The organism is Enterobacter sp. BIDMC 30 (assembly GCF_000534355.1).
Lineage (GTDB): Bacteria > Pseudomonadota > Gammaproteobacteria > Enterobacterales > Enterobacteriaceae > Enterobacter > Enterobacter ludwigii.
Genome location: NZ_KI973169.1, coordinates 3,414,048 through 3,426,315 on the forward strand (window position 1 = coordinate 3,414,048; position 12,268 = coordinate 3,426,315).

The following is a 12,268-nucleotide window of genomic DNA, read 5'->3' on the forward strand; positions in this document are numbered from 1 at the left end:
TGACAACGTTTATTGGGTAGTGTCTCTGGCGCTTAACAGATACTCACAAGGACCCGTTGTTCATGTTTTCAGGACTCCTCATCATTCTGCTGCCTCTGATTGTGGGCTACCTTATCCCGCTGCATCGCGAATCCGCGTTACGGCTTATCAACCGTTTTCTGAGCTGGATTGTCTACGTCATTCTTTTCTTTATGGGGATAAGCCTGGCGTTTCTGGATAATCTGGCCACCAATCTGCTGGCGATCCTGCATTATTCTGTCGTCACCTGCGCCGTTATTTTGCTGTGCAATATTGCCGCACTTTTCTGGCTTGAACGCACTATTCCGTGGAAAAATCACCACCATCAGGAAAAACTGCCGTCACGAATTGCAATGGCGCTGGAATCTTTAAAATTATGCGGCGTCGTGGTGCTGGGTTTTGTTCTTGGGCTGAGCGGATGGAATTTTTTACAGCACGCGACGGAAGCCAGTGAATATACCCTCATTTTCCTGCTGTTCCTTATCGGTATTCAGCTGCGAAATAATGGCATGACGTTGAAACAGATTGTCCTTAATCGCCGTGGAATGATCGTCGCGGTTATCGTCGTCATTAGCTCACTGGTGGCGGGCGTGATTAATGCCTTTATTCTCGGCCTGCCGTTAAAAACCGGTCTGGCAATGGCCTCCGGATTTGGCTGGTACTCCCTTTCCGGTATTCTGCTGACCGAATCGTTCGGTCCGGTCATCGGGAGCGCCGCCTTCTTTAACGACCTGGCGCGGGAATTAATTGCCATTATGCTGATCCCGGGCCTGGTGCGCCGCAGTCGCTCGACCGCACTGGGGCTGTGTGGCGCCACGTCGATGGACTTTACCCTGCCGGTCCTGCAGCGTTCAGGTGGGCTGGAGATGGTGCCTGCCGCCATTGTGCATGGCTTTATTTTGAGCCTGCTGGTTCCCGTTCTGATGGCGCTTTTCTCCGCCTGATACTCCTCTGGCGGTAGGCTTTCTGCCGCCAAAATTGCGCTAAATCAATCTCCCTCTATTTTGTAGAAGAAAGCCCTTTTCACCGTTCAGTCACAGGCATAATCTCAAACATGTATATCAAATATAACTTTAACAGGTGTGATTATGTTTTGTGTGCAATGTGAACAAACCATCCGTACCCCGGCAGGCAATGGCTGCTCTTATGCGCAAGGTATGTGCGGCAAAACCGCAGAAACATCAGACCTGCAGGATCTGCTGATTGCCGCCCTGCAAGGCCTTTCCGCATGGGCATTCAAGGCCCGCGAATATGGCATTATTGACCACTATGTAGACAGTTTCGCCCCCCGCGCCTTTTTCTCCACGCTGACTAACGTTAACTTTGATTCCCCGCGCATCGTCGGCTATGCCCGCGAAGCAATTGCGTTGCGTGAAGCGCTGAAAGCGCAGTGCCTGAGCGCCGATGCCAATGCGCGGGTAGAAAACCCAATGGCAGACCTGCAGCTGGTGAGCGATGACCTGGGCGAGCTGCAGCGTCAGGCAGCAGAATTCACCCCCAATAAAGACAAAGCGGCGATTGGCGAGAACATTCTCGGCCTGCGTCTGCTCTGCCTGTACGGCCTGAAAGGGGCCGCGGCCTATATGGAACACGCGCACGTTCTGGGCCAGTATGATAACGCTATCTATGCTCAGTACCACAAAATCATGGCGTGGCTGGGTACCTGGCCTGCCGAGATGAATCCGCTGCTCGAATGTTCAATGGAAATCGGCCAGATGAACTTCAACGTGATGCGTATTCTGGATGCCGGTGAAACCCGCACCTACGGCCACCCGACGCCGACGCAGGTTAACGTTAAAGCGACCGAAGGCAAGTGCATCCTGATCTCCGGCCATGACCTGAAAGACCTCTATAACCTGCTGAAGCAGACCGAAGGCACGGGCGTTAACGTCTATACCCACGGCGAAATGCTGCCCGCACACGGCTACCCGGAACTGCGTAAATTTAAACACCTGGTCGGGAACTACGGCAGCGGCTGGCAGAACCAGCAGGTTGAGTTCGCCCGTTTCCCGGGCCCCATCGTGATGACCTCTAACTGCATCATCGACCCCACCGTTGGCGCGTATGACGACCGCATCTGGACCCGCAGCATCGTTGGCTGGCCGGGTGTGAGCCACCTGGAAGGGGATGATTTCGGCCCGGTCATCGCCCAGGCGCAGCAGATGGGTGGCTTCCCGTACAGCGAAATCGAACATCTGATCACCGTCGGCTTTGGTCGCGAAACCCTGCTCGGTGCCGCGGATTCACTGATTGACCTCGTGAGCCGTGAAAAACTGCGCCATATCTTCCTGATTGGCGGCTGTGACGGCGCGCGCGGTGAGCGTAACTACTTCACGGATTTCGCCACCAGCGTACCGGAAGATTGCCTGATCCTGACGCTGGCGTGCGGTAAATACCGTTTCAACAAGCTGGACTTCGGCAACATCGAAGGTTTGCCACGTCTGGTCGATGCGGGTCAGTGTAACGATGCCTACTCTGCCATCATTCTGGCCGTCACGCTGGCGGAAAAACTGGGCTGCGGCGTCAACGATCTGCCGCTGTCGCTGGTGCTCTCCTGGTTTGAACAGAAAGCGATTGTCATCCTGCTGACCCTGCTCTCTCTCGGCGTGACCAACATTGTGACTGGCCCAACCGCACCCGGCTTCCTCACACCGGATCTGCTGGCCGTGCTGAACGAGAAGTTTGGTCTGCGTTCCGTGACCACCGTAGAAGAAGATATGCAGCAGCTGCTGAGCGCGTAAGGAGTTATTCATGACCATGCCAACCTCACAATGTCCGTGGCGGATGCAGGTTCATCACATCCATCAGGAGACGCCGGATGTGTGGACGCTGTCCCTGCTGTGCCATGACTACTATCCGTACCGTGCAGGTCAGTATGCGCTGGTCAGTGTCCGCAACTCAGCGGACACGCTGCGCGCCTACACGATCTCCTCAACGCCGGGCGTGAGCGAGTACATCACGCTCACTATCCGCCGTATCGATGATGGCGCAGGCTCGCAGTGGCTGACCCGGGACGTGAAGCGCGGGGATTACCTCTGGCTGTCGGACGCACACGGGGATTTCACCTGTGACGATAAAGCGGAAGATAAATTCCTGCTGCTGGCCGCCGGGTGCGGCGTCACGCCGATCATGTCAATGCGTCGCTGGCTGGCGAAAAACCGTCCGCAGGCTGATGTTCAGGTGATCTTCAGCGTGCGCTCGCCGGAAGATGTGATCTTTGCCGAAGAGTGGCGTAACTATCCGGTGACGCTGGTGGCGGAACATAACGCAACCCACGGTTTTGTCGCCGGACGTCTGAGCCGTGAACTGCTGCAAAGCGTCCCGGATCTCGCGGATCGTACCGTGATGACCTGTGGGCCGGCGCCGTATATGGATATCGTTGAGCAGGACGTGAAAGCGCTGGGCGTGACCCGCTTCTTCAAAGAGCAGTTCTTCACCCCGGTGGCGGAAGCGGCAACCAGCGGAATTACGTTCACCAGACTGCAGCCTGCTCAGACCTTCTTTGGCCGGGTCGGCACCACGCTACTGGACGCGCTGGAAAGCAACAACGTGCCGGTGGTGGCAGCATGCCGTGCTGGTGTATGTGGCTGCTGCAAGACCAAAGTGGTCTCCGGTGAGTACACCGTGACGAGCACCATGACGCTGACCGAGGCAGAAATCGCCGACGGATACGTGCTGGCGTGCTCGTGTCATCCACAGGGCGATCTTGTGCTGGCGTAGCGAATGACGGGGGTAAGCGCTCGCGTTTACCCCCGGTTAGTACGACTACCGCCAGACCGGCGCTTTCCCCAACGCAAAACGCCCAGCGCCTAAGCATGCTATCGCCAGCGCACCGATAAAGAAGTACACCAGGCTCTCAATCGCCCAGGCACCTACCGCGTCCAGCGCAAAGGTTTCCCCCGTCCCGACCATCAGCCACGCCACAATCATGGTAAACGCCAGCACCAGTGCCGCCGGGCGCGTAAAAAGCCCCACGATAATCAGGACAGGCGCCACCACTTCGCCAATGAGCACGCCGTAGGCGATAAACCCCGGTAAGCCTTTTTCCACCAGCATGCCGCTGATGAACCCCACGCCACCCAATAACTTGTGTAAACCGTGAAAAAGCATCAGCCCACCGACGGCAAGTCGTAACAAGAGTTTGCCGGCATCGTCGCACGATAGCTTTTCATTAACAACAATTAACAATGATTTAACCATTTGAAATGATTCCTGTTTTCATCTGTGTGATGACCAGATTATGCCGAATCATTGCGGGTGAAAAGCACCTTTTAATAAGGGGGAAAGCGCGGCAATACAGTGACTTTCTTCTAAGCTTGTAAGCGATATCACTTAAAGGAGATGGACACCCATGAAACAAACCGTGGCTGCATACATAGCAAAAACCCTCGAGCAGGCAGGCGTAAAGCGCATCTGGGGCGTAACCGGCGACTCCCTGAACGGGCTGAGCGATAGCCTCAATAAGATGAAGACCATTGAATGGATGCCAACCCGTCATGAAGAGGTTGCCGCCTTCGCGGCTGGGGCGGAAGCGCAGGTGACGGGTGAACTGGCCGTCTGCGCCGGATCGTGCGGACCGGGCAACCTTCACTTGATCAACGGCCTGTTTGACTGCCACCGCAATCACGTACCGGTCCTGGCGATTGCCGCCCACATCCCTTCTTCCGAAATCGGCAGCGGCTATTTTCAGGAGACGCATCCTCAGGAGCTGTTCCGTGAATGCAGCCACTATTGCGAATTAGTTTCCTCACCAGAACAAATCCCTCAGGTTCTGGCCATTGCAATGCGCAAAGCCGTACTTAACCGCGGTGTTTCGGTGGTCGTTATTCCCGGTGACGTGGCGCTGAAGGCCGCGCCTGAGGGTGCCAGTTCGCACTGGTATCACGCCCCACAGCCTGTCATCACGCCGGCTGAAGAAGAGCTCAAAAAGCTCGCGCAGCTGCTGCGTTACTCCAGCAATATCGCCCTGATGTGCGGCAGTGGCTGTGCGGGCGCGCACAAAGAGCTGGTGGAATTTGCCGGCAAGTTAAAATCCCCGATTGTTCACGCCCTGCGCGGCAAAGAGCACGTCGAATATGACAATCCGTATGACGTGGGCATGACCGGACTGATCGGTTTTTCCAGCGGTTTCCACACCATGATGAATGCCGACACGCTGATCCTGCTCGGCACCCAATTCCCGTACCGCGCGTTTTACCCGACGGATGCCAAAATCATTCAGATTGATATTAACCCGGGCAGTATTGGTGCCCACAGTAAAATCGATATGGCGCTGGTAGGGGACATCAAATCCACCCTCGCCGCCCTGCTGCCGCTGGTGGAAGAAAAAACCGACCGGAAGTTCCTCGACAAAGCCCTCAGTGATTACCGCGATGCACGCAAAGGACTGGACGATCTTGCCAAACCGAGCGACAAAGCCATTCATCCCCAGTATCTGGCGCAGCAAATTAGCCATTTCGCGGACGACGACGCCATTTTTACCTGCGACGTGGGCACCCCGACCGTCTGGGCGGCACGCTATCTGAAGATGAACGGCAAACGCCGTCTGCTGGGGTCGTTCAACCACGGTTCGATGGCCAACGCCATGCCGCAGGCGCTGGGAGCCAAGGCCACCGCACCAGAGCGTCAGGTGGTGGCGATGTGCGGCGACGGCGGGTTCAGCATGCTGATGGGCGATTTCCTGTCGGTTGTGCAGATGAAGCTCCCGCTGAAAATCGTGGTCTTTAACAACAGCGTGCTGGGCTTTGTGGCGATGGAGATGAAGGCAGGTGGCTATCTGACGGACGGCACCGAGCTGCACGACACCAACTTCGCGCGCATCGCTGAAGCCTGCGGCATCACGGGTATTCGCGTAGAGAAAGCCTCAGAAGTCGATGAAGCCCTGCAGCGTGCCTTCTCCATCGACGGTCCGGTACTGGTGGACGTGGTGGTGGCGAAAGAAGAGCTGGCGATCCCACCGCAGATTAAACTCGAGCAGGCCAAAGGATTCAGCCTCTATATGCTGCGCGCCATCATCAGTGGACGCGGTGATGAGGTAATCGAACTGGCAAAAACCAACTGGCTCAGGTAAAACATTTCACATAACCTCTTAAATTAAAGGGATGTGAAATGATTGATTTACGCAGTGATACCGTTACCCGTCCGGGTCGCGCCATGCTCGAAGAGATGATGGCCGCCCCGGTCGGGGACGACGTCTACGGTGACGATCCAACGGTGAATGCGCTGCAGCGTTATGCCGCCGAGCTAAGCGGTAAAGAGGCCGCCCTGTTTCTGCCATCCGGCACCCAGGCCAACCTGGTGGCGTTGCTCAGCCACTGCGAACGCGGTGAAGAGTATATTGCCGGTCAGGGTGCGCACAATTACCTGTACGAAGCAGGCGGTGCGGCGGTACTGGGCAGCATTCAGCCTCAGCCGATTGATGCCGCCCCGGACGGCACCCTGCCGCTCGACAAGGTCGCGGCGAAAATCAAAGTCGATGATGTACATTTCGCCCGCACCAGGCTGCTCAGTCTGGAAAACACCCACAACGGCAAAGTGCTGCCGCGCGAGTACCTGAAAGCAGCGTGGGAATTCACCCGCGAGCGCAAACTCGGGCTGCACGTGGACGGCGCGCGCATCTTTAACGCCGTGGTGGAGTATGGCTGCGAGCTGAAAGACATCACGCAGTATTGCGATTCGTTCACTATTTGCCTGTCTAAAGGGCTGGGGACGCCCGTTGGCTCGCTGCTGGTGGGCAATGGGGACTACATCAAACGCGCGGTCCGCTGGCGTAAGATGACCGGCGGCGGGATGCGCCAGGCCGGTATTCTGGCGGCAGCCGGACTGTACGCCCTGAAAAACAACGTGGCCCGCCTGAAAGACGACCATGAAAACGCCGCGTGGATGGCCGCACAGCTACGCGAGATTGGTGCAGACGTCATGCGCCACGATACCAACATGCTGTTCATTCGCGTGGGCGAAGAGCACGCTGCCGCGCTGGGTGAGTTTATGAAAGCCCGTGGCGTGTTGATCAACGCCTCGCCGGTGGTACGCCTGGTTATGCACTTAGACGTTAATCGTCAGCAACTGGCAGACGTGGTGAAACACTGGCAGGCGTTTTTACAGCGCTAAGGAGCAGAGCGTGCCGCAGCGTATTCTGGTACTCGGTGCCAGTGGGTATATCGGTCAGCATCTCACCACTGCGTTAAGTCAGCAGGGGCACCAGGTGCTGGCCGTGGCACGCAACACGGAGCGTCTGCAAAAACTGCACCTGCCCGGGGTGACCTGTCACAACGTCGATCTCAACTGGCCCACGACGCTGCCGGCGTTACTGGAAGGGGTCGACACGCTTTACTACCTTGTTCACAGCATGGGCGAAGGGGGCGATTTTATCGCCCACGAGCGTCAGGTGGCGATGAACGTCCGCGACGCGCTGTTGCGCACCCCGGTGAAGCAGGTGATTTATTTAAGCTCGCTGCAGGCGCCTGCTAACGAGCAGTCCGATCATCTTCGCGCCCGTCAGCTCACGGCTGAAACCCTGCGCGGCGCCAATATTCCCGTCACCGAACTGCGGGCGGGGATCATCGTCGGGGCCGGCTCCGCCGCGTTCGAAGTGATGCGCGACATGGTGTACAACCTGCCGGTGCTTACCCCGCCGCGCTGGGTGCGATCGCGCACCACGCCGATTGCCCTGGAAAATTTACGCCATTATCTGGTGGCCCTGCTGGACCATCCGGCTGAGCAACACCGCGTGCTTGAGGCTGCCGGCCCGGAAGTGCTGAGCTACCAGCAACAGTTCGAACATTTTATGCGTGTCAGCGGCCGCCGACGCTGGCTGATCCCCATTCCCTTCCCTACCCGCTGGATCTCGGTGTGGTTTTTAAACGTCATTACGTCCGTGCCGCCGACGACCGCAAAAGCGCTGATCCAGGGGCTCAAACACGATCTGCTGGCCGACGATCGCGCGTTGCGTGCGCTGATCCCCCAGACGCTGATCCGTTTCGATGATGCGGTACGCAATACGCTCAAGGAAGAGGAACAACTGATGAACTCCAGCGACTGGGGCTACGACGCCCAGGCGTTTGCCCGCTGGCGGCCTGAGTACGGTTACTTTCCTAAACAGGCTGGCTGCACGGTGAACACCCCGGCCAGTCTGGCGGACCTGTGGGAGGTGGTGAATCAGATTGGCGGCAAAGAACGCTATTTCTTCGGCAATATCCTCTGGCAAACCCGTGGCGCACTGGATCTGCTGGTAGGACACAGGCTGGCGAAAGGCCGTCCTGCGCACCCGTACCTTGCGGTGGGCGATACGGTTGACAGCTGGAAGGTGATCATCGTCGAGCCCGAAAAACAGCTGGCGCTGCTGTTTGGCATGAAAGCGCCCGGCCTGGGACGGTTGTGCTTCACGCTAAAAGACAAAGGCGCCCATCGTGAACTGGACGTTCGTGCCTGGTGGCACCCGCACGGTATGCCGGGGCTTTTCTACTGGTTGTTAATGATCCCCGCTCACCTGTTTATCTTTCGCGGAATGGCGAAACGTATCGCGCAGCTGGCAGAACAAAAGACGAAAATAACTCAATAAAACTCTTATTCTTTCACCTTTCCCATTGCAACCCGCCGTAATTCACGAAAGAATGCGCACGAAATTCTTTTTCAACACAGTGGATTGATATGAAGGTACTGGTTACCGGGGCGACCAGCGGCTTAGGCCGAAATGCGGTCGAGTTTCTGCGCAACAAAGGCATCAGCGTCAGGGCCACCGGTCGCAACGAAGCGATGGGTAAACTGCTGCAAAAAATGGGCGCAGAGTTTGTCCATGCCGACCTGACGGAGCTGGTCTCCTCTCAGGCCAAGGTGATGCTGGCCGGTATCGATACGCTGTGGCACTGCTCCAGTTTTACCTCCCCGTGGGGCACCCAGGAAGCTTTTGACCTCGCCAACGTGCGTGCCACCCGTCGTCTGGGTGAATGGGCCGTGGCCTGGGGCGTGCGTAACTTTATTCATATCTCCTCCCCGTCTCTCTATTTCGACTATCACCATCACCGCGACGTGCAGGAAGATTTTCGCCCGGCGCGCTTTGCCTGTGAGTTTGCCCGCAGTAAAGCAGCCAGCGAAGAGGTGATCGATCTGCTGGCGCAGTCGAACCCGCACACCCGTTTTACCGTATTGCGTCCTCAGAGCCTGTTCGGCCCGCATGACAAAGTGTTTATCCCGCGTCTGGCGCAGATGATGCACCACTACGGCAGCGTGCTGCTGCCCCGCGGTGGCGATGCGATGGTGGATATGACGTACTACGAAAATGCGGTCCACGCCATGTGGCTGGCAAGCCAGCCTGACTGCGATACCCTGATTTCCGGTCGCGCGTACAATATCACCAACGGTGAGCCCTGCACGCTGCGCAGCATCGTGCAAAGGTTGATTGACGAGTTGCAAATCGACTGCCGTATTCGTTCCGTGCCCTACCCGATGCTGGATATGATTGCCCGCAGTATGGAGCGTCTTGGGAGTAAATCGGCGAAAGAGCCTGCGTTGACGCACTACGGTGTGTCAAAGCTCAACTTTGATTTTACGCTGGATATCACCCGCGCAGAGAACGAACTGGGGTATAAGCCGATTGTCTCCCTGGATGAAGGGATTGTGCGTACTGCCGCCTGGTTGCGTGACCACGGTAAATTGCATCGCTAGTTGAGCGCGTTCATCTCAGAGAACAGAGACGAAAACGGCAACCCGAAGGTTGCCGTTTTGTTTTACAGCGCCGTCCAGGCGTCTGACCACGCCAGACCCGCGCCTGGCTCGTAGTACGCCGGGGCATTGTTACACCAGCCGCTGTACGGGAACGGTTTGCACTGGAACAGTTTACCGTGGTTATTCACGATATCGCCTGCCTTGTACTTGCTGTTCGCGCTCCACGCGGCGTAAGCACCAGAGGTACCGTCGTTTTCAGACGGCGTCGTGGCTTTCGCCTTAACGTTCAGCAGATAGGAGGTGGTGCTGCTCAGCTCGCCATCGCTCACGGTCAGGCTGACTTCGTACTGTTGAGCCGTCGCAGACTCGGGCGCGGTAAAGGTCACCACCGCCTTGTCTTCACCGGTGACCGTCTGGCCATCCTGTGAACGCCAGGTGTAGGTCAGCGTGTTGCCGTCCTGGTCAGTGGATCCTTCTGCGCTCAGGGATACCTGCGCGCCCGCTTCCACCGCACCGATTGGGCCCGCAATCTGCGCGACCGGGGCGTGGTTCACCACGGTCGGTTCTGCCGGCGTTTCGTCCGGAACCGGTGCCGGTGCCGGGGTTTCATCTTCCGATGGCGTCGGTGCCGGAGTGACCGGATGCTCGTCCGGCGTCACGGCGGAACCGTCATCGTTGATGATGTTGACGTTATAGAATTTCTTCACGCAGTTCGTGTAGTCACCTTCTTTAAAGGCGCTGAACGGCGTCTGATAACCGACCAGCTGGCAGGAATACGTTTTACCGTCTGGCGTATCGGCACTCCATCCCCAGTCCTGCTCCCAGTAAATCTTCAGCGCACCGGAGCCGCCTTCATCGAACTGCTTCATGTTGGCACAGCCGAGCACTTCATTTGCCGGGACAGGCACTTTCAGGTACTTCGCAAACTCTTTGTAGTACTTGATACGGTTTTCAGACTGGGCAATCTCAGTCGGGCCGCCACACTCTACGCCACCGTTAATGATCTGGGTGGTCACGCCGAAGCCCGGAACCAGGCCGTTGGCTTTGTCATGATCGTTTGGCTGCCAGGTGCCGTCGATAACCTGCAGCATGCTCGGTTTCGGCGGCTGCGGGTAGGCGAAGAAGAAGATGGCGCTTGCCAGGTTCAGCCAGGTGTCAGCCACCAGCTCCGGCTTGTCGAGCAGCGTGCGGACAGTGCCGAACATCGCTTCAGAGAACGGACCGTAGTTATAGTTATAAGACAGCTGTTTTGCCCCACGGCCAAAGTAACTCACGAAATCGCCGTCTTTGTCTTTGCCGCACGGCCAGGTTTGTCCCTGCCAGATATCAGGATTACATTCGCCGTTGTAACCGCCTTTCTGCCCTTCGGTCCAGCCCATTTCGCGAACGTGAACCAGCGCCTGACGCCATTCGGCTTCCGGACGCCAGCTTTCGTGGCCGCCGGTTTCCTGTGCGAAGTGGGCAAACATGGTGGCCAGCTCTTTACGGCAGATGGCGTCGCTGTCACGGCCGTCGTTGTAGGTCTTACACAGCGCCGGGAATTTGCCCACCGCTTTCAGGAAGTTACTGTAGGTGTAGGACTGCGCTCGCATCGGGAAAAGGTATTCCCAGTCGCTGGCCTTCACAATGCCTTCAACGCGTTTAACGTTATCCGGGTTCGCTGCACGGCCTGGCTCAATCAGCTCAACCTGGGCATTATCCAGCGTACGAATGGTGTCTTTAACCGACGCCATCAGTGGAAAGTTAGTCAGTTCCTGTTCTTTCTTCGCCAGATCGCTGGCTTTCAGGGTGAACGGCTCGCTGGTGGTTGCCTGCAGCGTCGCAGCCTGTGCCATGAAAGGCGCAATGCATGCACCCGCAACGAGCACGCTCAGTAAGGTCCTTTTGGTCATTTCAACTCATCCTATATATAGCAACAAGGGTTAATGCAATCACGGTTTATGTATTATTCCCTTAATAAATAAACCAAAGAGTGCGGTAATTTTTCATTTTCTGAAGCGCACCTCTGGGTACGCTTCAAAAAACAAAAAGCAGAATTAATAAGAGGAACGAGGTTTTATCTCCTGATATTTCGCCCAGACCTTGCGGGCATAATTCATACGCTTTGAATAATTCTCTTTTTTCACTCCCGCGTTATAAGCCCCGACGGCTTCCCAGTTATAGCCATATACGTTGATCATCGTCGACAGTATTGACGCGCCCACCATAATGGAGGTGCAGGGCTCGGTCACAAGCCGGTTCTCATCAATGCCCTGGCGCTGCAGTTCGCTGAAATGCGTGCTGTTAATCTGCATTAATCCCACATCCCGCGAGCCATCCTGATTCCACCCCACGGCATTCGGATTCATACCGGATTCCACCTGCGCAATGGCATATAATAAATACGGATCAACATGATAATAATGCGCCGCTTTATCCCAGCAATTTGCTGCCGCACTCTGACTTAAAATAAGCAATAACAATAAAAAGCGTTTCATCTCATTACCTGTTTATTTACTGACGATCCTTCTCCTTGCGCACGCTGTCTTATTCCGGAAGGGGTTGACCACACCCGAAACGGGGTGTGGTCAACGATTGCAGGCGATAT

10 protein-coding genes are annotated in these 12,268 nt (G+C 56.6%); 7 read left to right on the plus strand and 3 right to left on the minus strand.

Annotated features, from left to right (window positions below; genetic code table 11):
* Positions 1 to 62 precede the first annotated feature (62 nt).
* The 3 genes from L466_RS06315 to hcr all read left to right on the plus strand — a co-directional run bounded on the left by L466_RS06315 (position 63) and on the right by hcr (position 3,738).
* Complete coding sequence (locus L466_RS06315; RefSeq protein WP_032681342.1) at positions 63 to 962, plus strand: LysO family transporter; 900 nt, start codon at positions 63 to 65, stop codon at positions 960 to 962.
* Between the two features lie 144 nt (positions 963 to 1,106).
* Positions 1,107 to 2,759, plus strand: a complete 1,653-nt coding sequence (gene hcp / locus L466_RS06310; protein ID WP_032677785.1) for a hydroxylamine reductase — start codon at positions 1,107 to 1,109, stop codon at positions 2,757 to 2,759.
* A gap of 10 nt (positions 2,760 to 2,769) precedes the next feature.
* On the plus strand, positions 2,770 to 3,738 hold the full coding sequence (hcr, locus tag L466_RS06305) for an NADH oxidoreductase (RefSeq protein ID WP_014169350.1): 969 nt from the start codon (positions 2,770 to 2,772) through the stop codon (positions 3,736 to 3,738).
* 45 nt (positions 3,739 to 3,783) lie between these two features.
* Here hcr and L466_RS06300 read toward each other — a convergent pair whose 3' ends face one another.
* On the minus strand, positions 3,784 to 4,218 hold the full coding sequence (locus L466_RS06300; RefSeq protein ID WP_032681343.1) for a DoxX family protein: 435 nt from the start codon (positions 4,216 to 4,218) through the stop codon (positions 3,784 to 3,786).
* 151 nt (positions 4,219 to 4,369) lie between these two features.
* Here L466_RS06300 and poxB point away from each other — a divergent pair, with 151 nt between their 5' ends.
* The 4 genes from poxB to L466_RS06280 all read left to right on the plus strand — a co-directional run bounded on the left by poxB (position 4,370) and on the right by L466_RS06280 (position 9,681).
* A complete protein-coding gene (poxB, locus tag L466_RS06295) occupies positions 4,370 to 6,088 on the plus strand; it encodes a ubiquinone-dependent pyruvate dehydrogenase (protein WP_032681344.1) in 1,719 nt (572 codons plus the stop codon).
* A gap of 38 nt (positions 6,089 to 6,126) precedes the next feature.
* Positions 6,127 to 7,128 (plus strand): low-specificity L-threonine aldolase, encoded by a 1,002-nt coding sequence (gene ltaE / locus L466_RS06290; protein ID WP_032681345.1) that lies wholly within the window; start codon positions 6,127 to 6,129, stop codon positions 7,126 to 7,128.
* 10 nt (positions 7,129 to 7,138) lie between these two features.
* Entirely contained in the window at positions 7,139 to 8,578 is a 1,440-nt protein-coding gene (locus L466_RS06285) for an SDR family oxidoreductase (RefSeq protein ID WP_032681346.1), read from the plus strand.
* Between the two features lie 89 nt (positions 8,579 to 8,667).
* Complete coding sequence (locus L466_RS06280; protein WP_020884845.1) at positions 8,668 to 9,681, plus strand: NAD-dependent epimerase/dehydratase family protein; 1,014 nt, start codon at positions 8,668 to 8,670, stop codon at positions 9,679 to 9,681.
* Between the two features lie 62 nt (positions 9,682 to 9,743).
* Here the strand turns inward: L466_RS06280 and L466_RS06275 are convergent, their stop codons facing one another.
* Entirely contained in the window at positions 9,744 to 11,573 is a 1,830-nt protein-coding gene (locus L466_RS06275) for a chitinase (RefSeq protein WP_014169344.1), read from the minus strand.
* Positions 11,574 to 11,717: 144 nt separating this feature from the next.
* The gene (gene iagB, locus L466_RS06270) at positions 11,718 to 12,158 is read right to left on the minus strand and encodes a type III secretion system invasion protein IagB (protein ID WP_020884847.1); all 441 of its coding nucleotides are present in this window, start codon (positions 12,156 to 12,158) and stop codon (positions 11,718 to 11,720) included.
* Between the last annotated feature and the right edge of the window lie 110 nt (positions 12,159 to 12,268).

Excerpts from the sequence above, each read along its gene's own strand:
- L466_RS06300 (WP_032681343.1), bottom strand. The coding sequence starts at position 4,218 with ATGGTTAAATCATTGTTAATTGTTGTTAATGAAAAGCTATCGTGCGAC.
- poxB (WP_032681344.1), top strand. The coding sequence starts at position 4,370 with ATGAAACAAACCGTGGCTGCATACATAGCAAAAACCCTCGAGCAGGCA.
- L466_RS06280 (WP_020884845.1), top strand. The coding sequence starts at position 8,668 with ATGAAGGTACTGGTTACCGGGGCGACCAGCGGCTTAGGCCGAAATGCG.
- iagB (WP_020884847.1), bottom strand. The coding sequence starts at position 12,158 with ATGAAACGCTTTTTATTGTTATTGCTTATTTTAAGTCAGAGTGCGGCA.
- ltaE (WP_032681345.1), top strand. The coding sequence starts at position 6,127 with ATGATTGATTTACGCAGTGATACCGTTACCCGTCCGGGTCGCGCCATG.
- L466_RS06275 (WP_014169344.1), bottom strand. The coding sequence starts at position 11,573 with ATGACCAAAAGGACCTTACTGAGCGTGCTCGTTGCGGGTGCATGCATT.
- hcr (WP_014169350.1), top strand. The coding sequence starts at position 2,770 with ATGACCATGCCAACCTCACAATGTCCGTGGCGGATGCAGGTTCATCAC.
- hcp (WP_032677785.1), top strand. The coding sequence starts at position 1,107 with ATGTTTTGTGTGCAATGTGAACAAACCATCCGTACCCCGGCAGGCAAT.
- L466_RS06315 (WP_032681342.1), top strand. The coding sequence starts at position 63 with ATGTTTTCAGGACTCCTCATCATTCTGCTGCCTCTGATTGTGGGCTAC.